We start from the raw sequence: 26,344 nt of genomic DNA, 5'->3' as shown, positions 1-26,344 counted from the left end.
AGTTAAATTAGTATCCATGAATTTAATCCTCCAGTCTGCACTTAAAACACTTGGTAAATCTCAAATCTTATTAGACCATATTTCCAACGAACAATTATGTGATGCTTCGGTTTCGCCGTATTATTCGAGTATTGGTTGTCATATAAGACATATTTTAGATTTTTACGATTGTATTTTTAATGTTGAAGATGGGAAAGTTGATCTCACGGCTAGAAGCAGGAATAAAGCCGTGGAATGTGATTGCGGTTGCGCTCAGGATTATTTGAATCACATCATAGATCGATTAAAAGCTGTTACTTTTAATATTGATGACACCGTTATGGTTACTGATGATTTGGGCATGGGCAAAACTGAAATTCCTTATACTTTTGGGGCGTTATTGGCACAGGCCAATAGCCATACGATTCATCATTACGCTATTATCAATTATATTTTTGATAGCTTGGGTATTGTGATACATGATTCTGAATTTGGCTATAACCCCACTACGCCAAAGCAGGTTTCTGCGGAGTAATTCTACATTATTTATTTCTGAAATCAGGTCTCGACTGCGCTCGACCAGACATAGAAAAGTTTTAAAAACTATTTCTTTTTGAACATACTGCTCATGATGATTCGAATGCCTTTAAACAACATAAAAACAGCCAAAGCGGAAATGGCGCAACCTACAATAAGTAAAGGGTAATACAGTTTATCATCAGGTTTGCTAAAGGCAAAGCTTAGTAGTATTGGTCCCATAAATAGGCTCAATAATGCAAAAACAAGTGTTTTAATTCCTTTTAATAATACTTGTTTATCTGTTCTATTTTCTTCCATCATTATAATGTTTAACGGCGTTACGCACGCTTTTATGTTGGTTTAGCAAATGTAAAGCTTCTTCTTCGGAAACGTTTATTTCTTTCATAATCATTTTTGTACCGCGGTCTACTAGTTTGTTATTGCTCAATTGCATGTCCACCATTTTGTTGCCTTTTACATGTCCGAGTTGAATCATGGTAGACGTGGTAATCATATTCAAAACTAATTTTTGCGCAGTGCCTGCTTTCATTCTGGAACTTCCTGTTACAAATTCGGGTCCCACAATGACTTCAATTGGATATTTTGAAACTTGTGATAACGGACTATTATGATTACAAGTAATACAACCTGTAACGATATTGTTTTCATTACATTTTTCTAAGGCTGAAATCACGTATGGTGTTGTTCCTGAGGCTGCAATGCCTACGACTACATCTTTTGGGCTGATGGTATAGTCCTGTAAATCTTTCCAGCCCTGAGTTGTGGAATCTTCTGCGAATTCAACCGCTTTTCTAATGGCGGAATCACCACCAGCAATAAGACCAATGACCAAGTCATGAGACACGCCAAAAGTAGGAGGGCATTCTGAAGCATCAACGATGCCAAGTCTTCCGCTTGTGCCAGCGCCCATGTAGAATAAACGTCCGCCATCTTTTAATTTTGAAACTATTTGGTGAACCAAAGCTTCAATTTGAGGCAATGCGTTTTCAACAGCAAATGGTACTGTTTTATCTTCTTCGTTGATGTTTTTCAAAAGTTCTGAAACACTCATCTTTTCCAGATGATTGTGGTTGGAATCCTGCTCTGTGGTTTTAATGAAACTCATGTTTCAAAAATACATGAATTTTTTCATTTGGAAATTCGCAAAAGCGGAATAAAAAAACTCATGGATTAACGATGCGGTTAGTGAAGTAAAGCTAAATTTTGTAGTTTTTTAGAATACAAAATTTAGTTTTTTACAGAAGAAAAATAGGAATAAATCACAGTTTAATCATAAAGAATATCTTCAACTTCTATTTTTTTGTCGTCGATAAAATCGTATAGGGTTAATTGCCTTAGAATATAGTAATCTTGCCAAAAGTTCTGAAGCGAATTAAGGTATTGTACAAAGGCTCGGTCTTTTTCCTGAAGTGCAATATTTAAATCTGTAATTGTAATTTTGCCTAGGATGTAGCGCTTTTTTGAAATATCATAGCGCTTTAACGCTACTTCTTTGGCCTTTTCAGCAGTTAATAAAAACTCCCTTTGGTTAGACCAGTTGAGTACATGCAAATAGATCTCCTGCTCAAATTCCTGTTGGTCTTGGTCGATATTAGTCTTGGTAAGATCTAAATCTGCTTGCGCCATTCTTATGCGCGATTTGGAAACGCCCCAATCGAAGATGGGAATACCTAAAGTAACCGATACATTTTGTTGTCTGTTAAAGTTGTTGAATAGGTTATTAAAATCGTTTCCGTTGTTTGAAATTCCAAAATTTGCATTTACCCTAACATTTAATCTGTTATTTCCTTTTTGAAATGCCACTTCTCTTTCTGCTTGTATTCGTTTTCTTCTAAATTCAATAACCGCCTTTCTGTTTTGCTGGGCTTCTTCTAAAGCTCTATCAATTTCCACATCAAAGAGTGGTAATTCTTCAGGAACTAAAAGCTCGATATTTTCATTGTCCAAGCCTAAATATCTGGACAAATTTTGCGATGTTCTTTTTAATTCAATTTCATTAGTAGTAACGACGTTTCTGGAATTCAAGAGCGTAAGTTCCATTTGCAACAAATCATTCTCGGCGATTTTTCCCATTTTAAATCTGCCCTTAGCAATTTGGTATAGGGTGTCTTGGTTTGAGAGATTTGTCTGTGCAATTTCCAATTGCTTTTGAGCTCTCAATAATTGAAAGTAGCGTCTTGAGGTACTCACGGAAATCTGTTCCATATTTTCAATAAACTCCCTTTTGGATTCTTCATATATTAAAGGCTCAATTCTTTTATCCCATTTAAAGGGGTTGAACAACAATGAGTTTTGAAAATAATTAACGGTAAAGGGAATGACGGAATAGCCTATGTTATCATCAAGCCCGAACAATTCCACACGTTCTAAATTGGTATTTATTGACAGTGTTCCACCCGTGTAAGGTACACTTTGCGAGATGGATAACCCACCTTGAACGCGAAGTTGATTTTGATTTACAAAGATATCCTGACCTGCATCATTTGTAATACGTTGTACTTGATTTCGATAATCGGGTAATGTGGCTTGGAGCCTTAATTCCGGTAGAAAACTTGCCTTGTAGTTTCTGAATCGCCAGTAGTTGCGTTGGTTTTGATTAAGGTTTATCTGGTAGTCTGGTGATTTTTGTTGTGCGATGCTTATTGCTTCACTTAATGTTATTTTTTTTGATTGAGAAACCAAAATCAATGGAAATAACATTGCAATACAAAGGATGGAAGTTGTGGTTTTCAAAAGTTTGATTTTATGTGGATTGATGAATTTGTCATTTTAAGCTATTCACTTCTTAGGGCTTCAATTGGTCTTTTATTTGCTGCGGATTTAGCGGGGAATATGCCAAATATTAGCCCAACCAATACCGCTATTATAAATGACAATAAAATAGAATTTAGAGATAAAACCGTTTCTATACCTGACACTATTTCAATAATATAGGCACCAATTACACCTAGTAAGATTCCGATAATACCACCGCCAACACTAATTAAAATAGATTCTGATAAGAACTGTAATATCACATCTTCCTCTGTAGCTCCAATAGCGCGAATTATGCCTATCTCTTTTGTGCGTTCTAGTACTGATGCCAGCATAATATTCATGATACCAATACCACCGATTAGTAGTGATATACCAGCAATAATACTTAAAACAATATTGAAAATTTGCTTGGTTTTTTGCTGCTGCTTCAATAGCTGAATAGGGATTTCAATTTCAAAATCCAATACATCATTATGCCTACGCTTCAACATTTTACTTAATACTTCAGCTGTAGCTTTTAATTCACTTGAATTTGACACTTGTACCGTTAATTTATCTATTTGGTGATAATTACCTCTAGGGATTTTATCTTTTGGTCCGCTTTGGCCACCACCGCTAATCACAAAAAAATCTCCACCAATTTCAGGTGATGCCTTATCCATAATTATTTTTCTGTCCCTGTATCTAACCAAAAATGTTTTGATTGGTATGTATACATCTTGGTTGAGATCTCTGATGCCTAAGTTTTCCTGTGCTTTATCAGAGATAAGTTTTTCTTCTATAACACCAATAACTTGTAGCCAAACATCTTTAACCTTGATGTGTTTACCCAATGCACTTTCGCCTGTAAAGAGCTTTTTTTCAATCTTTTTTCCAATGATGCAAACGGGGAGCGCATTTTCAATTTGATATGCATTGAAATTAGCACCTTTCTCAATTTGGATATTTGAAACCTCAAGAAAATTTGGAGATACGCCTATAAGCTTCACAGAGTTTTGTCTGCCATTGTTTATAACATAGGTGTCTAAAATAATCTCAGGACTTACCGATTTTACTGATGGAATATAGGTTTTGATGCTTTGCGCATCCAAAATATCTAAACCTTTAGAGAATTTTTTGGTTTCCTCCTTGTTGTTCTCGTCCTCGCCTTTGGCTTCTTTTTCTCCTTCATCTGGTATTGGTGTCACCACTATATTATTTACACCAACTAACTCTAATTGAGCCAAAATTTCTTTTTCGGCGCCATTACCAATCGCTAGCATTGTGATAACTGAAGCTACACCAAAAATAATACCTAGAGCGGTTAAAAAGGTTCTTACCTTATTTGTTTTTATAAACCAAAATGCTTCTTTGAAGTTGGATTTTAGTTTTTCTAAAAGGATCTTGTCTATCATTATTTTAATAGCGTTATGCTTTTATCCTCAAGACCTTCGGGCTTATTTAGATACACGATATCATTTTCTTCTAGTCCCTTTTCTACAATAACAACTTCATTATTGGATAATCCCAGTGCAATTTGCTTTTTCTGGATAGAGTAACCAGACTTTACGTAAGAGAACGTAATTGAATCTTTGGAAAAAACAGCTTCCAACGGAATCATTAACACATCTTCTTCGGTGTGTGTTAGGATTCTATTTGAAGTCGTCATTCCTGGTCTGATATTCTCATTGGTATCATTTAATTTAATTAAGACTTGAAATAATTTAATGTCTGATCCTTTTTTGTTTTCTCCCACATTGGCTACATCAGTGACGACACCGTCCAATTCTATATCAGGAAATGCATCAAAACCAACTTTTACAGGAAGTCCTTTTTTTATTTTTCTAACATCCACTTCATTGCTGTAGGTTTTAGATTCCATTTTGGTTAAATCTGGAAGACTGGCAACGGCTGGATTCCATGTAGAAATATTGCCACCTACTTTTACCTTATTACCATTCCATTCTTTAATATAAGTTACCATACCATCAGCATGAGAGTAAATGGTAAATTGTTTTTGTAAATCTACAAGGGCATCAATTTGTTGTTTAATTTTGGAAACCTCGGTACCTACTTCTATCATTTTAGCATTAGCCTGTCTTTTTTTGATGGAGTAATCAGCTTTTTTTTCCCTTAAATCACGCTCGGTTTTTTCAACGCTAATTTCTAAAGATCTTATGGTTGCCGGAGATTCATATATAGAGCGCTCTAATTCTAGTTTGTCCTCCTCAATTCTAAACTGTAAATCCTTTATGGTATTACGCTCCTGTTTTAAAGTAAGCGTTGTATCAAGTTGTTCTTGAATATATCTTGATTGTGCTTTTTCTAAACTTAACTCTGCATCAAGAATTTTTGCGTTTATTTCTGAAGGATCCAATTTTCCTATATAGTCTCCTTTCTTTACAACCGTGCCTTCTGGTATTAAATCTTGAATCTTAAGTTGATACAACCGGTATCTTCTTGCTCCTGCAGGTCCCATGATTTTTTTGGAACTTGTAGATTGTGCTTCGCCCGAGATAATAACTTCATTAAGAAATTGCCCTTTTACAACTTCTGTGGTAATTGGAGAGTTTTCGTCAGAGGAACTTCCAAAAAGTGAATAGGAGGTTATCAGTACAGCTAATATAATGCCGATGACAATGAGACGTTTTTTGGACATAGTTTGGCGTTTTGGTTGATGATAGTCAAAAGTAGTCAAAAAAAACTGGTAAAATACTTACAATACGTTAACGAACTCATAAATATTTAATGTCTAATTTTTTAACTAAATAAGTACATCAAAAATTATACCTAGGAGCGTAATCCAGAGATTGATTTATATTGAAAATATATATTGGATATAAAAAAAGCTCCCGGAAAGGAGCTTTTATTTTAATTTAAAATTGCGTTGAACGTTTTGCTTGGACGCATGACTTGATTTATTAAATCTTCATCTGGTTCATAATATCCGCCAATATCTGCAGGTTTGCCTTGAATGTCAATTAATTCTTTGATGATTTTTTCCTCATTGTCTTCTAAGGCTCTTGCAATAGTCGAAAATTCAGCTTTTAAATCGGCATCTTCATTTTGACTAGCCAACTCTTGTGCCCAATATTTAGCCAGATAAAAATGACTCCCTCTATTATCTAATTCATTTACTTTTCTAGAAGGTCCTTTTTTATTCTCTAAAAGTTTTTCAGTAGCATCATCTAAGGCCTCTCCTAAAATCTTGGCTTTGGCATTGTTATTCACCTCGCTGTAATGTTCCAATGAAACCGCTAAGGCTAAAAACTCGCCTAAAGAATCCCAGCGCAAGTGATTTTCTTCAAGTAATTGTTGCACATGCTTTGGCGCAGAACCACCAGCACCTGTTTCAAATAAACCACCACCATTCATCAACGGCACTATAGAAAGCATTTTAGCACTTGTACCTACTTCCAGAATAGGGAATAGGTCAGTTAAATAATCACGTAATACGTTTCCAGAAACAGAAATAGTGTCTTTTCCAGCCTTTAATCTTTCACAAGTGAATAAGGTTGCATCCACTGGAGCCAATATTCTTAAATCTAAACCTTCAGTATTATGGTCTTTAAGATAGGTGTTTACTTTTTTAATCAGTTCAGCATCATGAGCTCTATTTTTATCCAACCAAAAAACGGCAGGTGTTTCTGAAGCCCTAGCTCTTGTTACCGCTAATTTTACCCAATCTTGGATGGGCGCATCTTTAGTCTGGCACATACGCCAAATATCCCCTTCTTCAACATCATGCTGCATCAAAGTATTGCCCGAAACATCAATCACTTTTACAACGCCATTTGCAGGTATTTCAAATGTTTTGTCATGAGAACCATATTCCTCAGCTTTTTGAGCCATTAGACCAACGTTAGGAACAGTTCCCATAGTAGTAGGATCAAAAGCACCATTCTTTTTACAGAAATCTATAGTTGCAGCATAAACACCAGCATAACTACTATCAGGAATTACCGCTTTAGTCTCTTGTAACTCTCCATCAGCATTCCACATTTTACCTGAGGTGCGAATCATTGCTGGCATGGATGCATCAATAATCACATCACTTGGTACATGCAAATTGGTAATACCTTTATCGGAATTTACCATGGCAATACCGGGTCCTTTTTTATAAGTAGCGGCGATGTCAGCCTCAATTTCTTTGCGTTTATCATCTGGCAACTCTTGAATACGCTCTAATAAGTTACCAAGACCAGAGTTAACATTTACTCCAAGTTGCTCTATAATAGCCCCATGTTTTTCAAACACATCCTTAAAGAATACTTTAACAGCATGACCAAAAATAATAGGATCACTCACCTTCATCATGGTACCTTTCATGTGCAACGAAAATAGGATACCTTGTTCTCTCGCATCTTCAACCTGCGCCTCAAAAAAGTCAATCAATGCTTTTTTGCGCATTACCGTAGCATCAATTATTTCACCTTTTAATATAGGGAAACTGTTTTTTAATACAGTCGTATTACCGTTATCATCAGTGTGTTCTATAGTTATATTTGTAGCATCGCTAAGCGTTACTGATTTCTCGTTGTGTGCAAAATCATTAGCACCCATTGTAGCTACATGAGTTTTAGAATCACTGTTCCATTCTCCCATGGAATGCGGATTCTTCTTTGCATAATTCTTAACGGCTTTTGGTGCACGTCTATCGCTATTACCCTCGCGTAAAACAGGGTTTACCGCGCTACCTTTTATTTTGTCATAACGCGCCTTAATATCCTTTTCAGTAGCATTTTCAGGATCATTAGGATAATCAGGAATATTAAAACCTTTTGACTGTAACTCCTTTATAGCACCTTTTAACTGTGGGATTGAAGCACTAATATTAGGTAATTTTACAATATTAGTTTCTGGCTGTTTCGCCATTTCACCAAGTATGGCCAAATCGTCTGAAACACGTTGGTCTTCGTTTAAAAAATCTGGAAATACGGCTAGAATTCTAGCGGCTAACGAAATATCCCTAGTCTCAATCTCAATACCAGAAGATTTTACAAATGCCTTAACAATAGGAAGTAAAGAGCGTGTAGCCAAGGCAGGAGCCTCATCGGTTTTAGTATAAATAATTTTAGACATGCGCGTCGTTATTTTTTAATAATTGTAGGCTAAAAACAGTGGGGTAAAAAAAGACGATTCGTTTTTAGCGACTGCGAATATACAAAAATTGGGAGTTATAAAAGAAGTATATCTATACGAAAAGCGTACTAAAAAGACACATTTAGCATAATTTTAAAAAACGCTTTGCAGGATAAGAATTTTTTAAGCATAGCAACAAGAAAGTATTAAAAAAACAAAAGCCATATCACTATAGAATTTAATCTACCCTGACATGGCTTTTTTGAAATAACTTGGCGTGACCTAATTTAGTATTTCAACTAAAATCAACTTAAGTGTTACCTTAAATTTTTCATCAAGTCCAGTTATCTCAATGAAACATAACCTTATGATTTTCAAAATGTATTGGCCTATCACAACAATGTTTCAGTGGATTGTTTTCCTTTATGCTCGGTATATAATTCACTAAGTGGATTTGCCTCGACCAAGCACTGCGTTTTTTTAGACCCTTAAGTCTACATTTTAAGCTTTCAGTTGTTCATTTATTCTAGCAACTTACACTGTTTCGAATAATTTACAACTTCATGGTTCTTCATTTTTAATGCAAGCATTACAAATTACAAACCTCGAAAAACAATAATATGTAAATAACGTTACTTTAACAGAATTAGCTAAAACACAAAATATCTTAACTCATTTCTTTCTACTAAGATACAACAAAACGTTCTATGTGCCAAGTTTTATAACAAATTATATATCAACTGGTTATAAACTATAGTTATTAACTTTTGTTAATAAAAAAAGCCTTGGTAAATACCAAGGCTTTATCAATATTGTATCTAGAATGTCTACTAGCGCTTACGTTCCTTAATTCTTGCTTTCTTACCGGTAAGTCCTCTAAAGTAGTAAATACGTGCGCGACGTACCTTACCTCTTTTGTTAACTTCAATTTTCTGCAATGCAGGTAAGTTTACTGGGAAAATACGTTCTACACCTATAGAACCAGACATTTTTCTAATGGTAAACGTCTCAGAAGCCCCAGAGCCTCTTCTTTGTATTACTACACCTCTAAAAAACTGGGTTCTCGTTTTGTTACCCTCCTTAATTTCGTAGTAAACTGTTATTGTATCACCAGCACTAAATTCTGGCAAGTCTTTTTTTGTTACAAATTCGTCTTGAACAAATTTTACTAAAGATTCCATTTCCTTTTAATTAAAAATAGTTGATTCGAAACAACATTCACGATTTTCGCCAGAGGTTAACCCGAAATTGGCTGCAAATATAGCTATAATTTAATAATGCACAATCTTTACATTTATTTTTTTGGGTGTTCCCCTGCGGGTCGAGCTTTCACTACTCAATCCCTCCTGCGTCGGAGATTTCAAACATGCCGTTCAATCCCTAACACGGGTGTGTTTGCTGGCTTGGGTTCTTGGTAGAAAGTATATGATTTTTTGAGAAGGTTCGTTTACCGTAGTCACGGATATTCTCCGTTCTTTAATACTTCGACAAGCTCGGTACAAGTTCTTTATTATCCGCCGATAAACGAAAGTAAAAGAAGTTTTTACAAAGTCAAGTGAAAGCGTAATTCCGAATTATTAATATTTAGCAGCCTTTCCATTAGCCAAACTTCCTTTTATAAACTCACGTAAATCATCATTTGCATTTATCAAATCTTCATTGCGTAAATACATCATATGTCCGCTTCTATACCCTTTAAAAGTAAAGCGGTCTTTTAGTTTTCCGCTCGGGTCCACTTGCCACATGGTGTATTTTGCTCCAAAATAGGTTGTGGCGCCATCGTAATAGCCAGATTGTATCAATACCTTTAAATATGGATTTTGCGCCATGGCTTGTCGTAACCCTTCGCGCACATTATCGTTACGTCTGTCCCAAGGGTGTACATCACCAAACATACTGTATTTTACATCGGTTTTAAAGTTCAAGTGCTCCCTTAAATAGTAATTTATGGCAGGTGTAAATGAGTGTAACCAAGAGGTTAATTCTGGATTATAATCAGGACTGTCGCCAGCTTCTTTTTTATCGATACCTAAGTATCTCGAATCTAAGCGCCCAATAATTTGTCCGGTCTTTTCACGTAATAAATCTTTCCAAAAAAAACGTGTTGGTACATCTAGATTGTTTTGTAAAATGGATGTTTTACTCAATCCAGAGTAGTATGCCATTTTTTCGGCAACATTCTGTTTTTCAGATTCTGATACAAATCCACCTTTTGCTAAGGTTGGCATGAGTGTATTTATTGCAAAATCTTCAGCCTCAGGCAAAATCTCTAATAAATCTTTTTGTTGTAGCGCAATAGGTAATGCTTTTTGGTACCATGCAGCGGCGGTAAAATAGGGGAGATTCAATGCAGAATACACAGGTTGATTGGTATTGTACAATTTATAATCTGCCGGACTTACCAAAATCACACCATTTAGATACATCCATTGGTTTTCCTGTAGCTCCTTAGCAAGCCCCATAACGCGAGTGCCACCATAACTCTCACCAATAATGTACTTTGGCGATTCCCATCTGTTATTTCTGGTTACAAACGTGTTAATCCATTCTGCTAAATACTTTATATCCGCATTAATGCCAAAAAACATCTTATGTTCAGGTAACTTTCCTTCTTTATCTTCAATCATTCTGGAATAGCCAGTATTTACGGGATTTACATATACAATATCTGCGACATCCAAAATAGAGTTCGGGTTGTCCTTAACCCCATAGGGCTGAATAGGGTAACCTTCATCATCAATTTTCAAAACTTTCGGCCCTGTGTAGGCAATATGCATCCAAACTGATGCAGAACCAGGACCTCCGTTAAATGAAATCACTAAAGGTCTCTCCGCTCTGTTTTTGATATTATTGCGTTGATAATACGTGTAAAATAAGGTGGCTGTAGGTTCTCCTTTTTTATTCCAAACGGGTTGAGTACCAGTTCTTGCCGTATAAGAGATTTGTTGCCCTTTGATGTTTACGGAGTGATTTGTGGTCACAATCGTATCCACTGGAATTTTTCGGTTCTGGGCAATAGCAAATAGTGTAGAAAAAGCGAAGTATAATAAGGTTAGTTTTTTCATAAAGTGTTCTTATTTTTTGCTTAAAGATACAGAAAACAAATGTTAAAAACCTTCGAAAACGCCTAAGCCAAATAATGCAAAATCATACTTTACAGGGTCTTGGGGGTCTAGTTTTCGTAAATTTGTATCTAACTCTAAAAGTGCTTTAGCATCGTTTTGTTTTCGTTTAAGTAGTCCTAATTTTCTAGCTACATTTCCTGAATGCACATCTAGCGGACATGACAACTGACTAGGAGAGAGGTGCTTCCAAATCCCAAAATCTACGCCTGCATTATCTTGTCTCACCATCCAACGTAAAAACATATTGATACGTTTTGCTGCGGAGTTTTTTAGAGGGTCGCTTACATGTTTTTCGGTACGTTGCAAATGGTCAAGTTCAAAAAAAGTAGTTTTAAATTTAGATATAGCATTTTGCAAAGCGTCTTTTTCGGCATGTTGTGCAAAGAGGATTTCCAATCCGCCGTGGTTTTTATAAATATGTTGCAGCGACTTAATAAATTGGATAGTATCATCGCCATTAAAGGTTCTGTGTACAAAAGGTTGTAATTTTTCTAAATTGGTTTCTTGGTGGTTCAATACAAAATCATAAGGTGCATTGTCTAACAAGCCCATTAAACGTTTAGCATTATTGATAATACTTTTGCGATTACCCCAAGCAATGGTGGCCGTTAAGAAGCCACTAATTTCAATATCTTCTTTTTTTGAGAATTGGTGTGGAATTTGAATAGGGTCACTATCAATAAACTTTGGGTTATTATATTGTATAACCTTTGCGTCAAGAAACTCTTTTAATTCGGCTTTTCGCAGTTTTTTCATATTTGTTTTCGTAGTTGTGCAAAAATACTTGTAATTAGCTTAATAAAAAGTAGACCAAGCTTTTTAATAACCATCAATATATTGAAGCCAATTAAAAACTACGTTTTACCAATTATTGTGTTTGCACAGTTTTGTTGTACCTCCCTTTGGTTTGCAGGAAATGGCGTGATGAGTGCTATTACAGATAATTTCAATCTAAATAATTATGCTCTAGGATATCTCACTTCCGCGGTACAATTGGGTTTTATCATAGGTACTTTGGTTTTTGCTTTATATACTATTACTGATAGATTTTCGCCATCAAAAGTGTTTTTTTTGAGTGCTATTTTAAGTGCTACGTTTAATGTTTTAATTGTCTTTGAATTTAATACCCTTAGTTCTTTGGTACTGTTTAGGTTTTTTACGGGTTTCTTTTTGGCAGGAATTTATCCAGTAGGTATGAAAATAGCTGCGGATTATTTCAAAGAAAACTTAGGAAAATCTCTTGGATTTCTAGTGGGTGCATTGGTTATCGGTACTTCTTTGCCTCATTTGCTTAAAAGTATTGGAAGTCTTCCATCATGGCGCTTTGTAATTTACATCACTTCCGGATTGGCGACTTTAGGCGGTTTATTTATTTTGAGTTTCGTAAGAAACGGCCCTTACAGAAAACCAGCGTTAAAATTTGATTTTACCATAGTTTATAAAGTATTTAAGCAACCGAAATTCAGAGCCGCGGCCTTCGGGTATTTTGGTCATATGTGGGAACTTTATGCATTTTGGGCTTTTTTGCCTATGGTGGTGAATGCTTATTTGCTACATCATAAACTAATAAATTTCGATAGTTCACTTGTTAGTTTTACCGTCATAGTTATTGGTGCCATGGGTTGCATACTTACTGGATATCTATCCCAAAAATATGCAACTAAAAAGTTGGCGACTATTGCACTAGCGGTGTCTTGTGCTTGCTGTATTTTATCGCCTTTATTCTTTATTCTTGTAATACATCAATTGGGGTTTGTTTTTTTGCTAGTTTGGGGAATGGCCATAATTGCCGACTCCCCATTGTTTTCAACATTGGTCGCACAGCATGCTGAACCAGAAGTTAAGGGTACAGCCCTAACCATCGTAAACTCAATTGGTTTTGCAATTACTATTCTAAGTATTCAACTCTTAAATAGCTTAATAGCAGTAATGGATATAAGATATCTTTTTGTTATTCTGGCAATTGGTCCAATGTTGGGCTTATTTGGTCTCTATTACCCTTCTAACAGGCCGTAACAATATTGCTAAGTTGTTTTAATCCAGTATGGTATTGTCTAAATGAGGTTTAGTAATCGGTTTTAATTTGTAATTTTACCCCAAGACTTGAAAGTTAAGTTGTATTGTTACAATTAAAGCATACTAAAACACGTTATTATATAGTGAAAACCCAAAGATTATGAAAAAAATTACTACTGTTATATTTGCCATGTTGTTAGTGGCATGTCAACGAAGTGAAGCGCCTCGAGAAGAGGATACTCCAGACATTGAGGAGGTTATTGCTTTCTATTCAGAAATACTTAATGAGTATACATTGGCTAATCAAATTTTTCAAGATGCGGTCAACAATAGCGGTGATGCCATACTAAATGCTGAAATAGCGTTAACTAATAAAGTACGTAATGGTAAAACAGACCCTATACTTACTATAGAGCCTTTTGATTTAGAAACCTTTCCAAAAACAATAACTATTAATTATGGATCTGGAACGTTGTGTAGAGACGGTATTACCCGAAGTGGCGTTATCTCCATAGTATCTACAGGATGGTACAATCAACCTGGAAGTGTGCACACCTCCACGTTTATCAATTTCTACGATGAAATTTTCAAGGTTGAAGGCACACAGATCATTGAGAATTTTGGTGAAAATGCAGATGGCAATTTAGAATTTGGTGTTAAAGTTGAGAATGGCGTTATTAGTACTCAAGACGGTATAAGTATTGCTTTCGATGAAGATGGAATTAGAACATGGATCGCTGGTGCTGATACCCCAATGGATATCTGGGATGATGAATATCTGCTAGATTCATTTCAATATGGTGTAGGTTCTAATGGAGTTGCTTATTTATTAGTTTTTGATCAACCATTACATTTTGACCTATTACCTAGAGATATTAAATCTGGAATTATTGACCTTGAAATAGGGGACCTTTCCGATATTGAAATTAATTATAACAACAAGACATATACTATATTGGGTGTAACAAAATCTTTTAACTAAAAAAGAGTTTTATAAAGATTAAAGCCTGAGGGTCTATGAGTCTCAGTTAATAATTTTTCCATCCACCATAACCAGTTTTCTGTCAGCCATATCTGCTAGTTCTTCATTGTGGGTTACAATCACAAATGTTTGTCCGAATTCCTCACGCAATTTAAAAAAGAGGTTGTGAAGATTTTCGGCAGATTCGCTATCTAAGTTGCCGGAAGGTTCATCGGCGAATATTAAATCAGGGTTGTTAACTAATGCCCTTGCTACTGCCACACGTTGTTGTTCGCCTCCAGATAACTCATTAGGTTTATGATCATAACGATGTGATAAACCTAAAAAATCAAGGAGTTCTTTGGCACGTTTTTCAGCATCATTTTTTTTTGTGCCTTTAATAAATGCTGGTAGGCATACATTTTCTAGAGCAGTAAATTCAGGTAAAAGTTGATGGAATTGAAAAATAAAACCAATATGTTCATTTCTAAATTTCGCAAGAGCCTTATCGTTCAAGGCCTTTACCTCGGTGTCATTTATTTTTAGATTAAAATCTTCAGTTTTAGAAGCTCTGTCTAAAGTACCCAAAATTTGAAGCAACGTGGTTTTTCCTGCACCTGACGCGCCAACAATGGAAACTATTTCACCAGTTTTTACTTCAATATTTACGCCCTTTAAGACATGTAGGTCGTCATAATATTTATGTATGTTTTTTGCTTTAATCATATTTGGCTTCTAAGAAAACCGAAATTTAATGTTTTAAGACATCTTGCGCAATTAATAGTTAATCGTTATGATTTAAATTACTTGTTTAGCTACCTTCTTTAGGTAATTATAATCAATAAAATATTGTATCCGTAGAGAAAATGTGTGCTGTATGGGTTGTTCAAAAAGATTGTTTAAGGTGTCTGAAAATCCTAGCTCTGAAGCATCATTCGCATTGAATAGTTGATTTCTGTAAAGTGCAGTTAAAAAACTACCAGGAGCAAATTGCCAAGAGTAGTTTAAATCAAGGTTCCATGTACTGAAATTAATATTAGGGTCGTTATCTAAATCTGAAATTATAATACCCCTTTCTTGTGTAAGTCTGCCGTTATCGAGTAATGTGAATAAGGGTTCGTCATATTTTACATTGGACCAATAATGGCGAAACGTTAATGACAAGGCATTAAGCGGATTAAAATTATAACGACCGGTTATGCGATTGGTTATTGTGGTTCTATCTCTTTCACCAAAAATGCTTTCATCATTAAATTTAGTGGCATAACCTCTATCGTTTTTTCGTTTATCTCTTTCAAAAGAATAGGTGACCAAGAACTTATCTGTAAATCTAACCCTTGGTTCTATGCTAAAACCAAAATCCCTAGAATCCCTACCAGTTTCAAAAAACCGTCTACCTCGTATTTCTGCATCAATGGCAAAAACATTATTATAGTTTGATGAAATAAAGGCCTCAGCATACAAACGGTTTTCGAATATAAAAAACTTGTTTTCTTGTCGAGGTTCGAAGTAATCAAATTGTTTTCCAAAATTAAAGTTCACCAAACCTCCAAAACCATGAAGGCTTTTTGTTGTAGCTCTATATCGTATACCAGTATTACCTCCTGTGTAGACACTTGGGCTAGCCAATCTCCTTAAGTTTAACCAAGAGTTTATACGATAATTGTTCAAGCGCTTGGTTGGTTCAAATATTCTATACGAAACATCAATATTAATGTTATTGAAATTATTTCTAAGTAATAATCCAATATCATTAATGTCATAATTTGTATCTGTATACTCGTGTTCTACACCATATCTAAAATTACCATGCGTCTTTTCAACACTGGCATAGGTGCTATATCCTGTGGTGGTCGATCCATCTGAATTCGTTAGATGACTCATTTTTAACTGACCTTCAACGTTGTACGTATTTCGTTTGTTGGTAATATCTGCCAGTAATCCCGTAACATTGGCATCTCTAAATCTACCAGACCTTGAAACATTAGTATTAATAAAACTCACAGAAGAATTTTGATTAAACTGTTTGTCAACAACCACAATATTATAATTAGAGAATGGTTCTACTACTTCATCCCTAGTTTCTCCGCTGATGGTGTCTCTTAAACTTGCTGTTGTCCGTTCTGTAAAGGCATTAAAAACTCCTATGCCCAAACCTTTTTTTGTCCTGCCTGATACTTTTACGGCATTCAACACTTTAACGGTATTTGGGTCGTTCACCACAATTTCATTTTCATTTAAAGATGCGTTACCGGATGGCGCACTTCCAACCCTTCTTGAGAAAAACAAATTCCCTTTATTAAATAGGTCGACACCCTCTGTAAAGAATTGACGCTGCTCTGAAAAGGTGAGTTCAAATGGGCCTAGATTTAGCTCTAAATTATCAAAACCTGCTTGACTAAAATCAGGAATCAATGTAGCATCAAGCGTAAAGTTTTCAGTAATTCCATACTTAACATCCAAACCAACTGTAAAATTAGTATCCGTATTACCATCGATAGTGTTTAGCAAACCTGTTGTAAAGGGATAAAAAATAAGTCTTGTTGGAGGTTGAATACCTTTTAAGCCACGAAGCTCTCCATGATATTGACTGGAATTACCAACGGTAACGTCAATAGGATTCCAAGCGTACTGTGCACGACGCCTTCTATATTGCCTCTGAAATTGTAACCCCCAGGTTTGTATATTTTTATTGGAAAAACGCAGTGTTCTATAAGGTATTTTCATTTCTACTACCCAACCATCGTCTTTAAGTTTTACAGCACTATCCCAAACGGCATTCCAGCTAAAATCATTATCTCCAGAACTGGTTAAGGCATCAGCTTGATTTCCTGAGCTAAACACCAAAAATTTTACGTCATTGATTCCGTCATTATTTGGGTTTAAAACCAATTCGAAAAAATCAGCTTGTCCAAAGTTGTCTCTTACATTAAACTGGCGCATGATAAGATTTGGGTCGTCATAGAGATAAGCAGCAACGTAAATGGCTTTATTATCATAGCTCATTTTTACTTCGGTTCGTTCATTTTTGGGTGGTATATTCCCAATATCGGGCCTATATTCAACAAATCCAGTTGCTATTTCGGCCTTTTGCCAAACTGCATCATCTAACTTACCATCAATAATTGGTGGAGTTTCTGTCCTAGTTATTTGATATATTTTTTTATTTTGTGCAGGGATACTTGAAAAAAAACAGAAGAGGATTGATAAGATGATGATGTGCTTCATTCTAAAATTTTTGCCTGCCTATTTGTAACAAACAATTTGTAGTTATCATTGTTTGTTTTGCAAAAATAACCTCACTAAATATGTTTTAGTCCTAACAAAAAGTTAAAAAGCACTTCAAAGTATTTACAAACTGTAAGTGAAATTTAGCTAACTTTATAATCTAAGAATATAAATTACTATGCCATATAAAAATTTAGAGGAGTACAATGTTAAAATCACTGAAGATATTAAGGAACGATATGCAGCTATCATTGAAGGTTTAGGTGAGAATGTAAAGCGGGATGGTCTTTTGAAAACACCAGAGCGTGCCGCAAAAGCAATGCAATTTTTAACACAGGGCTACGATCAGGATCCTGTTGAAATTTTAACTGGGGCCATGTTTAAAGAGTCCTATAACGAAATGGTGATTGTTAAGGACATAGAGCTGTATTCACTTTGCGAGCACCATATTTTACCATTTTTTGGAAAGGTGCATATTGCTTACATTCCTAACGGACATATTGTCGGGTTGAGTAAACTTCCAAGAATCGTGGATGTTTTTGCAAGACGTTTGCAAGTACAAGAACGCTTAACAGAGCAAATTTTAGATTGTATAAATGACACTTTGAAACCACAGGGCGTAGCGGTGGTTATTGAAGCGTCGCACATGTGCATGATGATGAGAGGGGTGCAAAAACAAAACTCTATCACAACTACTTCAGGTTTTAGAGGTCAGTTTGAAACTATTGAAACTCGGAATGAGTTTTTGAAACTAATAGGGAAATAAATTTTGGTATGTTTCTTGCTTTCAATTTGTTAAATTAATTATTGAATGAATAAATACAGAAAATTAGCATTAAGTATCCTTTTTGATGCCATGGGATATATTTCTTTTTTAATTCCAGGTATTGGAGAGTTTACTGATGTGGTCTGGGCACCTGTTGCTGCCTATTTAATGACCAAATTATACAAAGGCAAAACAGGTAAAATAGCCGCTGCAGTTGCTTTTATCGAAGAAGCAATGCCAGGGCTGGATGTGATACCAACATTTACTTTGATGTGGCTGTACAGCTATGTGTTTAAAAGCAAAGAAACCATAATAGAGGTATAAAAAAAAGCACTCATATGAGTGCTTTTTTTATAGTGTTTAATTGATGTTTATTGAATTTCTACATCTTCAAAAGTGATATTAATATCTTCTGAACCACCGCTTACAGATCCAAACTCATTGGAATCGTCAACAGTTGTTGGTTCATGAATTAATCTAATTTGAACATCACCCGTACTTGCGGTACCAGCAACCCAAGTAGTATTAACGCCTAATTTACTTCCGTCAGGACCAGCAACGTCGTTTGCGTCCCTTGTCATAGTTAAATTAATTCCGCTCACGGCATACGCAAAAAAGTGTTCGTCTGCTTCCTGTATAATGTCTTCATTCAATACATCTTCAGGGGCATTAGGGTCTTCCGCATTCACTAAGGAAAGGCTTAAAGAATACGTTGCACCAGTTGTAAAAGCTCCAGTTACTTGGCTGGTAGAAGCACCATCCTGCCCATCAGGAGCTACATTACTCATAACAACAACGTCTGATGCATTTGCATCATTCACAAACGTCAATGTAACATTCGTAATTATTTCTTCTTCAAGAACTGGTGCTGGCGTGTCATCATCATTGTCACAAGATGTAACTAGTGTTAAGCAAAATAATGCTGCAAGTAAACATTTAGTAGATTTCATGAGATTTGAATTTAAATATTTGATTTTCATTTTTTTAAAATTTAATGTATTGTATTTATTTTTTAATAATTGAATCGTAATTGTAATGTTATATTACGCCCTAAATCATCGGCAAAAAAGCGTAATTGGTTAAGATAATTTCTATAAGATGTATCCAATAAGTTGTTAATACCTAAGGCGACATTTAAACTTGTTTTTTCACTAAAACTAAAGGTAGCTTCACTATAAAAATGCAATAAGTGATATGCAGGTGGGGGATTACTGATTTTTATTTCCAGTTCCTCGTCCGTCAGTTGATTTTGTACTACATAATTAAAATTGGGCCATTCGTTCTGTTCAAAAAACCACTCAGATTTTAAGCTCACTGAAAACTGGTTCCAAGCCTCATTACTGTAGGTTATTTGATTAAAAGTGTTAAAGGGAGGCATGTTTATCAATGGTAAACTCTCAACACGGTCGTACCCTTTTACAAATGCTGTTTTATTTTGCCATTGCCAACTAGATGTAAAATTATAAGCAGTACTTAAATTAAAACCATATAATTCAGCATCGGTTTGTTGGTATTCCCATATAGGAAATGGGCCTCTATTGGTAAGTATATCATCAACAGGTCTTATATACATAAAGTCATTGATGGTATTATAAAATACCTCTGCTTCCAGATTAAATCTAGGAGTGTCGTGCACAAAAGAACCAGAAATTCTATTAGATACTTCTTTGTTGAATCTAATGTCTCCCAATTCGAATCTTGCTGCAGAATGGTGTAAACCATCACTAAATAATTCTGAAGCATTTGGAGGCCTGCTAGCCAAGGCATAATTGCCGATGACATAACTCTTATCATTTAAAAAGAATTTTGAGCCAATGGAAGCTGAAACATTGTGATAATTAAAAACAGGATTTGTTAAAAACTGCGTGGGTGTTTCATCAATTATAAGATTAGAAAATTCTGCATCATAACCTCGTTCTTCCCATCTTGATTTTCGGTAAAACTTCTTAGCATCTATTCTATTGAAATCATAACGTAAACCGGCATCAACAACCAAATTGTCTTGCAGTTTCCACTCGGTTGTTGTGTATATGCCAAAATCATATTTGTTATAGTCGGGAATTAGACGCCTTACACCTGTGTCAGGATTTGCAAAGTTATCTTGATATCGCCCCATCATTCCAAAATTCCACTTTCGTTTAAGATTGGAATCTAAATTTAAATCCACTAAAACGGTATGGGTTTGCAACTCTAAATCAACAGCAGGAATATTCCTTCTATCTCCAATTCTCACGTCAAACTCCAAACGTCTATTATTTTGATAATCGTACTGCAAACTCACCTTACCAAAATTTTGAAACCGTTTGTAGTAACCTAGTTTCGCTAAATGATGTGTAACGTCCTGTTTAGGTGGGTTAATATCATAGCTAAATGCTTCAACAAGACTGGGTTCTCCTGAGTTTATGGCGCGTCGCAAGTCGAAAATACTTCCTATGTGCGATGCTCCAAGAATGCCTATTTCGTTATTTAGATAACTGTAATACACGTTAAAACCAGATTGGAATGTGTGTTTGCCAAATCGGGTTGAAAACCCTTTGCTATCACTGCCCGTATTAGTTAAATAATATTCTGGGGCTTTAAAATCGCCATTCTTTCTAAAAGAGGCCTGAGCTTGTGCAAACCATCCTGACTTATAATTCTTATTAAGGGTTGACGTTATATTATACCCTCTTCCGTTGGTTTGTGCACCAAGAATTGTGCGTCCGTAAAGCGTGTCTTTACGAATACTTCTGGTAGGTTTAATAACAACAACCCCGCCAATGGCGTCACCACCGTAAGCCAATGTGCCAGATCCCTTAATTACAGAAATTTGGTTTGCACTATTAATGTCAATATTTGGTGCATGTTCAATGCCCCATTCCTGGTCCTGCAAGCGCACCCCATTATTAAGTATTAAAACTCTGCTACTATGCAAACCATTTATAATGGGTTTTACAATAGTGCTTCCTGTATTTATTGACGACACACCAGAGACTTCTTTTAAAGCATCACCCAAACTTAGGCTTGAATACTGTGCTAAAGTTTCAGATTTAATAACACTTTCCTGAGCTGTTACCGTGGTTTTTGTAATTCCTTTGGATGTTACAGCAACCTCTTCTAGCTCTTCAGCGTGGTGCTCCATTACTATTTTTTTATAGGAGTCACCAACGATGTCTACTATTATGCGTTTGGTTTCACATCCAATGTGGGATATCACCAGCACTAATTTGCCGTTACATAGATTTTTAATAGAAAATTTACCATTGATGTCTGCGGCTGTATAACTACTATTGTTTTCGTTAAATACAGTTGCTCCAGACATAGGCGTACCATCATGGAAATCCACTATTTCACCTATAAAAGTGTATGTACAGTTTTGAGAGTGGGCTAAGCTAAATATACTAAGCACCACAATCCATAAGAAATGTTTCATCTAATTGTGTTTTAGTTTAAAATTGGAACTTTAAACTAAAACTGGCGGACCTCTTAAAGAAAAAGATAATTGCCGATGATTATAAAGGAATTTGTATGTTAATGAAGAAACTCGATATTGGTAAGAACCGTCTAACCAACTATCGTTTTCAATAGGTAATAAAAAGTGATGGTTTAATTGAAACTTATAAAATTCACACTCTAAATCAACTTGGTGGATGTGTGTAGAGTTATCTCCCTTACAAACAATGTGCTTATGATGCTCAAAAACATGAGCAAATTTTAGTGCTGCAGGTACAAGAAGTGCAGCTGCCAAAATAATGGAAAAAATTCTAAAGGCGATATGTTGCTTAAGCTTATGCACTATTCAACAAATCGTTTTAAACCAAGTCTGCTCAACATTTTCTTCTCAAAATTCCAAAAGAATTTATATTGACCAAAAAGCCATCCTATTGCAACCAAAAGAATTTGATAGAAAATAAAGCCAATCAATATGTATAACACCCAGTATGCAAAAGAAGGGAGGTTTTCTTTGGTTATACCCATAAATTTAATGATGGGCTTCCCGACAAAAACGGAAGAAGATCCTGTAAGGGCAAATACTATGAAAATGCTTATCAGCTCCCAACGGTATGTAAAGTCCCATTTCTTTTCAAGCTTCTTAAAAATAAATAGAACTAATTTCAACAATAAAAAGAAAATGCCAATTGCTAATGCTATATTTAAAGCAATGTGATAATCTTGTAAGAATAGAGAAGATAAGCGATAAGCTGAGTAGCCTAAACCTACTATTCCCAAAAAGGGAAAAATAAGTTGCCAGTTTTTATGAATTTCCCAGCGCTCTTTTAATTTCTTCACATTTGCAATTTAAGCGCAAAATTATGAAAACCAAATTAAATTCGAGGAACAAACGGTCCTAATCTTTGATTGTATTTTAATTGAAAGTAGATAAAATAGTTGTACAACATATAATTTACCTCGTAACCGTAATCGATATTTTGTTGATAATCAATTTGAAGTTCGTATAGATTTGGATTAAAACGTTGTGGCTGTAAAACGCGCTGATTCCATTCAATAACATAAATAATGTTTCTATTCTCCATATATTGTTGTGAAAAGAAACCTCTTGGTCTCGCATTGGATGCTAACCAAAAATTAAAACCTGGGTCTATAATGATAATTTCATATTCCAGTTCTTCGTTTGCTATTCTTACGGTATCGTTTTGGGTGGTCGCAATTTGTTTTTCATCTTTTTTTGATGCAGGGTTTTTTGACGTATTGCAGTTAAAAAGGAATGAGATTACCACCAACAGTAGGACGTAAATCGTGTTTTTCATGATTTTATATTTTTATTTATACCTCAAAAGTAGGTTTAACATCTACTGTTATCAAGTATGAATGAGTGAGTAGGCCTTTTCGTTTAGTCTGCTTAACACGCTTCTTTAAAAATACAAAAATCATTCCGTAACAGTATGGTGTACTTGATTTAAGGCAAATAAAAAATGCCAAATCGTGAGATTTGGCATTTTAATATAATTATTATGATAGATTTATTTTCCGAACAAACCTCCAAGTAACCCACCAAGGCCACCTTTCTTTTTACTGCCTCCTAAAACCATACCTGCTACATCATCAACAACACTACCGTCACCATCAGCATCTAAGATAGCTTCAAGGAAACTTTGCTCTTTTTTAGCAGAGCTACCACCTAACAAGCCTCCAAGTAAACCTCCTAAATCATTTTGAGAACTTACGTTGTTTTGACGTGCTTGCTTTCCTAAAACACCCATTAATATTGGTGCGGCAACTTTTAAAATATTCCCTACAGAACCTGCATCTAGTCCAGATTTTTGCCCGATAACTTGCTCAACACCTTGTCTTCTTTGTCCTAAAACATGACCTAAAATTTTATCTCCATCAGTTTTCACTTCTTCATCTACACCACCACCAAACAAACCACCAAGGTTTTCTAAAATGCTGCCGTCGTGTTTACCGCTCAAAGCGCCCATAAGGCCTTCAGCTCCTTGAGGCGTGGATGCATTACGCTCCATCGCTTTCATTAATACCGGTAGTGCCATAGTAAGTACACTACTTGTTTTATTTTGATCAGTTCCTGTTGATCCTGAAACACCACTTATGATAGTTTTTCCAAGGTCGCTGTTTAATAAATCTAAAATTCCAGACATGTTTTTTTATGTGTTTTTAATTAATAAGAGTCAAAATTTGGAAGCTTAATGTACAAAAAAAGTCCCAACTTCTACAGTTAGGACTCAAAATTTATAATTAGGTCACATTCAGGATGATTATCCCAAAATACTAATAATTTGTGATGCTAGTTCCGTACCAATTCTATCTTGTGCTTCATTAGTCGCAGCACCAGTATGCGGAGTTAGTGATAATGCCGAATTCATCAATAATTGAATTTCCGGCTTAGGTTCTTTTTCAAAAACATCCAAAGCTGCTCTTGCTACTTTTCCGCTTTCAATAGCTTTTACCAAGGCCACTTCGTTAACCACACCGCCACGCGCTGCATTCGCTAAAATCACACCATCTTTCATCATGTTGAATTCAGCCTCATCGATTACATAATCTTTTTGAGCTGGAACGTGAAGTGTAATAAAGTCAGACTGTTTTAAAACGTCTTCTTTGGAAATAGTCTCAATATCGAAGTTTACTTTTTGACCATCGAAAAAGTCCAACTCTAAATTTGCTTTTTCCAAAAACGGATCAAAAGCAACCACTTTCATTCCGGCACCCAAAGCTACTTTTGCAGTGGCTTGACCGATACGTCCAAAACCAAGAACACCTAAAGTTTTACCTTTAAGCTCGGTACCTTTAGCGTAAGCTTTTTTCAAACCTTTAAAGTTGCTATCACCTTCTAATGGCATTTCTCTATTGGAGTTATGAAGAAAACGTGCTAAACCATATAAATGACCAAACACCAATTCTGCTACCGAATGTGATGAAGCAGCTGGTGTATTAATTACGTGTAGACCTTTGTCACGAGCATATTCCACATCAATATTATCCATACCAACACCACCACGACCAATAATCTTTAGATTTGGACATGCATCAATTAAATCCTTACGAACCGTAGTCGCACTTCTTACTAAAAGTACGCTAATATCGTTCTCATTAATGTAATTGATCAATTGCTCTTGCGCTACGGTAGTTGTACTTACCTCGTAACCTGCTTTTTCTAATGCATCGATACCACTTTGAGAGATACCGTCGTTTGCTAATACTTTCATTTTTATTTTTCTTGTCATTCCCGCAAAGGCGGGAATCTATAATTTACATTTAGTTTATTTTGTGGATTCCCGAATTCGCAGGAATGACCACTATGTTTGAGTAAGCACTGCAAACTGCAACTGCCCACTGCAAACTGTTTTAAGCTTTACTCTCTAATTCACTCATAACTTCCACCAAAACCTTTACACTATCAATTGGTAAAGCATTGTACATTGACGCTCTATAACCGCCAACACTTCTGTGTCCGTTCACTGCACTAATACCAGCGTCTTTAAGCATGGTCTCAAAAGTTTCCTTAAGGTTTTCATTTTCTAAAGTGAATGTAGCATTCATTGTAGAACGGTCTTCTTTTGAAGCAAATCCTTTAAATAACGGATTCAAATCTATTTCAGAATACATCAACCTCGCTTTCTTTTCATTTTCCTTTTCAATAGCAGCTATACCACCTTGTTCCTTTAGCCATTCTAAAGTCAACATCGATGTATATACTGGAAAAACAGGAGGCGTATTAAACATACTGCCTTTATCGATATGCACTTTGTAATCCATCATCGATGGAATTTTACGCGATACTTTTCCTAAGATATCTTCTTTAACTACAACAAGCGTTGTACCAGCAGGTCCCATATTTTTTTGAGCACCAGCATAGATAATCCCGAATTGAGAAAAATCTAAAGAACGCGAAAAGATATCACTACTCATATCACACACCATTGGGATAGGAGAGTTAGGAAATGCTTTCATCTGCGTACCGTAAATCGTATTGTTTGAGGTACAGTGAAAATAATCGTAATCGTCAGGAATTTCATAACCCTTTGGAATATAGTTGTAATTAGCGTCTTTAGAGGACCCTACTTCGTAAATATCATCGTAAATTTTAGCTTCCTTAATTGCTTTAGCTGCCCAAGAACCAGAGTTTAAATACCCTGCTCTTTTTTCTAATAAGTTAAGCGCCACCATCAAAAATTGAGTGCTGGCACCACCTTGTAAAAATAATGCTTTATAGCCTTTGCCTTCTAAACCTAAAAGCTCCAGAGCTAATGATCTAGCGTTTTCCATAATATCAACAAAAGCTTTACTTCGGTGGGAAATCTCTAAAACAGACAATCCGCTGCCGTCAAGGTCAACAACACCTTGAGAAGCTTTTAATAATACTTCTGGTGGTAAAATACTTGGTCCTGCACTAAAGTTGTGTTTTTTCATCTTTTTATATAGTGAAATTTAAAGATGCAAAGTTGCTAATTA

24 protein-coding genes are annotated in these 26,344 nt (G+C 35.5%); 5 read left to right on the top strand and 19 right to left on the bottom strand.

Annotated features, from left to right (window positions below; all coding sequences use genetic code 11):
• The first annotated feature begins 16 nt into the window (after nt 1–16).
• Complete coding sequence (locus EYD45_RS15350; RefSeq protein ID WP_130965466.1) at nt 17–514, top strand: DinB family protein; 498 nt, start codon at nt 17–19, stop codon at nt 512–514.
• 68 nt (nt 515–582) lie between these two features.
• On the opposite strand, the gene EYD45_RS15345 is transcribed toward EYD45_RS15350, so the two are convergent.
• The 9 genes from EYD45_RS15345 to EYD45_RS15305 all read right to left on the bottom strand — a co-directional run bounded on the left by EYD45_RS15345 (nt 583) and on the right by EYD45_RS15305 (nt 12,209).
• On the bottom strand, nt 583–819 hold the full coding sequence (locus EYD45_RS15345; protein WP_130965464.1) for a DUF6095 family protein: 237 nt from the start codon (nt 817–819) through the stop codon (nt 583–585).
• Nucleotides 803–1,624, bottom strand: coding sequence for an N-acetylmuramic acid 6-phosphate etherase (gene murQ, locus EYD45_RS15340; protein ID WP_130965463.1), 822 nt, complete (start codon nt 1,622–1,624; stop codon nt 803–805). The genes EYD45_RS15345 and murQ overlap by 17 nt, the downstream gene beginning before the upstream one ends.
• Nucleotides 1,625–1,785: 161 nt before the next feature.
• Complete coding sequence (locus EYD45_RS15335) at nt 1,786–3,252, bottom strand: TolC family protein (RefSeq protein ID WP_233702672.1); 1,467 nt, start codon at nt 3,250–3,252, stop codon at nt 1,786–1,788.
• Nucleotides 3,253–3,293: 41 nt separating this feature from the next.
• Complete coding sequence (locus EYD45_RS15330; RefSeq protein ID WP_130965462.1) at nt 3,294–4,670, bottom strand: ABC transporter permease; 1,377 nt, start codon at nt 4,668–4,670, stop codon at nt 3,294–3,296.
• Entirely contained in the window at nt 4,670–5,914 is a 1,245-nt protein-coding gene (locus EYD45_RS15325) for an efflux RND transporter periplasmic adaptor subunit (RefSeq protein WP_130965460.1), read from the bottom strand. Before EYD45_RS15325 ends, EYD45_RS15330 begins: the two co-directional genes overlap by 1 nt.
• 212 nt (nt 5,915–6,126) lie before the next feature.
• Complete coding sequence (locus EYD45_RS15320) at nt 6,127–8,337, bottom strand: NADP-dependent isocitrate dehydrogenase (protein ID WP_130965458.1); 2,211 nt, start codon at nt 8,335–8,337, stop codon at nt 6,127–6,129.
• 830 nt (nt 8,338–9,167) lie between these two features.
• Nucleotides 9,168–9,518: a 50S ribosomal protein L19 gene (gene rplS, locus EYD45_RS15315; RefSeq protein ID WP_130965457.1), complete on the bottom strand. Its 351-nt coding sequence runs from the start codon at nt 9,516–9,518 to the stop codon at nt 9,168–9,170.
• 396 nt (nt 9,519–9,914) lie between these two features.
• Nucleotides 9,915–11,402 carry a S10 family peptidase gene (locus EYD45_RS15310; RefSeq protein WP_130965455.1) on the bottom strand — a complete coding sequence of 496 codons (1,488 nt, stop codon included), beginning with the start codon at nt 11,400–11,402 and terminating at the stop codon, nt 9,915–9,917.
• 42 nt (nt 11,403–11,444) lie between these two features.
• The gene (locus EYD45_RS15305) at nt 11,445–12,209 is read right to left on the bottom strand and encodes a TIGR02757 family protein (RefSeq protein WP_130965483.1); all 765 of its coding nucleotides are present in this window, start codon (nt 12,207–12,209) and stop codon (nt 11,445–11,447) included.
• 90 nt (nt 12,210–12,299) lie between these two features.
• Here EYD45_RS15305 and EYD45_RS15300 point away from each other — a divergent pair, with 90 nt between their 5' ends.
• Nucleotides 12,300–13,478 (top strand): MFS transporter, encoded by a 1,179-nt coding sequence (locus EYD45_RS15300; protein ID WP_207303320.1) that lies wholly within the window; start codon nt 12,300–12,302, stop codon nt 13,476–13,478.
• Nucleotides 13,479–13,638: 160 nt separating this feature from the next.
• Nucleotides 13,639–14,460, top strand: a complete 822-nt coding sequence (locus EYD45_RS15295) for a hypothetical protein (RefSeq protein ID WP_130965451.1) — start codon at nt 13,639–13,641, stop codon at nt 14,458–14,460.
• A 42-nt stretch (nt 14,461–14,502) separates the two neighbouring features.
• Here the strand turns inward: EYD45_RS15295 and EYD45_RS15290 are convergent, their stop codons facing one another.
• The gene (locus EYD45_RS15290; protein ID WP_130965449.1) at nt 14,503–15,165 is read right to left on the bottom strand and encodes an ABC transporter ATP-binding protein; all 663 of its coding nucleotides are present in this window, start codon (nt 15,163–15,165) and stop codon (nt 14,503–14,505) included.
• A 72-nt stretch (nt 15,166–15,237) separates the two neighbouring features.
• The gene (locus EYD45_RS15285; RefSeq protein ID WP_130965448.1) at nt 15,238–17,667 is read right to left on the bottom strand and encodes a DUF5916 domain-containing protein; all 2,430 of its coding nucleotides are present in this window, start codon (nt 17,665–17,667) and stop codon (nt 15,238–15,240) included.
• 178 nt (nt 17,668–17,845) lie between these two features.
• Here EYD45_RS15285 and folE point away from each other — a divergent pair, with 178 nt between their 5' ends.
• Nucleotides 17,846–18,433 (top strand): GTP cyclohydrolase I FolE, encoded by a 588-nt coding sequence (gene folE / locus EYD45_RS15280; protein WP_130965447.1) that lies wholly within the window; start codon nt 17,846–17,848, stop codon nt 18,431–18,433.
• A gap of 45 nt (nt 18,434–18,478) precedes the next feature.
• On the top strand, nt 18,479–18,757 hold the full coding sequence (locus tag EYD45_RS15275) for a hypothetical protein (protein ID WP_130965446.1): 279 nt from the start codon (nt 18,479–18,481) through the stop codon (nt 18,755–18,757).
• A gap of 47 nt (nt 18,758–18,804) precedes the next feature.
• Here EYD45_RS15275 and EYD45_RS15270 read toward each other — a convergent pair whose 3' ends face one another.
• The 8 genes from EYD45_RS15270 to serC form a co-directional block, all read right to left on the bottom strand.
• Nucleotides 18,805–19,383 carry a hypothetical protein gene (locus EYD45_RS15270; RefSeq protein ID WP_130965444.1) on the bottom strand — a complete coding sequence of 193 codons (579 nt, stop codon included), beginning with the start codon at nt 19,381–19,383 and terminating at the stop codon, nt 18,805–18,807.
• A gap of 62 nt (nt 19,384–19,445) precedes the next feature.
• The gene (locus tag EYD45_RS15265) at nt 19,446–21,845 is read right to left on the bottom strand and encodes a TonB-dependent receptor (RefSeq protein ID WP_130965443.1); all 2,400 of its coding nucleotides are present in this window, start codon (nt 21,843–21,845) and stop codon (nt 19,446–19,448) included.
• A 30-nt stretch (nt 21,846–21,875) separates the two neighbouring features.
• A complete protein-coding gene (locus tag EYD45_RS15260; protein WP_130965441.1) occupies nt 21,876–22,208 on the bottom strand; it encodes a hypothetical protein in 333 nt (110 codons plus the stop codon).
• Complete coding sequence (locus EYD45_RS15255) at nt 22,208–22,702, bottom strand: DUF6787 family protein (RefSeq protein ID WP_130965439.1); 495 nt, start codon at nt 22,700–22,702, stop codon at nt 22,208–22,210. The genes EYD45_RS15260 and EYD45_RS15255 overlap by 1 nt, the downstream gene beginning before the upstream one ends.
• Before the next feature lie 35 nt (nt 22,703–22,737).
• Complete coding sequence (locus EYD45_RS15250; protein ID WP_130965437.1) at nt 22,738–23,181, bottom strand: DUF6146 family protein; 444 nt, start codon at nt 23,179–23,181, stop codon at nt 22,738–22,740.
• A gap of 213 nt (nt 23,182–23,394) precedes the next feature.
• Entirely contained in the window at nt 23,395–24,030 is a 636-nt protein-coding gene (locus tag EYD45_RS15245; protein WP_130965435.1) for a DUF937 domain-containing protein, read from the bottom strand.
• Nucleotides 24,031–24,147: 117 nt separating this feature from the next.
• Entirely contained in the window at nt 24,148–25,098 is a 951-nt protein-coding gene (locus EYD45_RS15240; protein WP_130965434.1) for a D-2-hydroxyacid dehydrogenase, read from the bottom strand.
• 139 nt (nt 25,099–25,237) lie between these two features.
• Nucleotides 25,238–26,302, bottom strand: coding sequence for a 3-phosphoserine/phosphohydroxythreonine transaminase (gene serC / locus EYD45_RS15235; protein WP_130965432.1), 1,065 nt, complete (start codon nt 26,300–26,302; stop codon nt 25,238–25,240).
• Nucleotides 26,303–26,344 lie beyond the last annotated feature (42 nt).

This window comes from Hyunsoonleella flava (assembly GCF_004310325.1).
GTDB classification, from domain to species: domain Bacteria; phylum Bacteroidota; class Bacteroidia; order Flavobacteriales; family Flavobacteriaceae; genus Jejuia; species Jejuia flava.
This window is presented reverse-complemented; position numbering and strand designations above follow the sequence as displayed.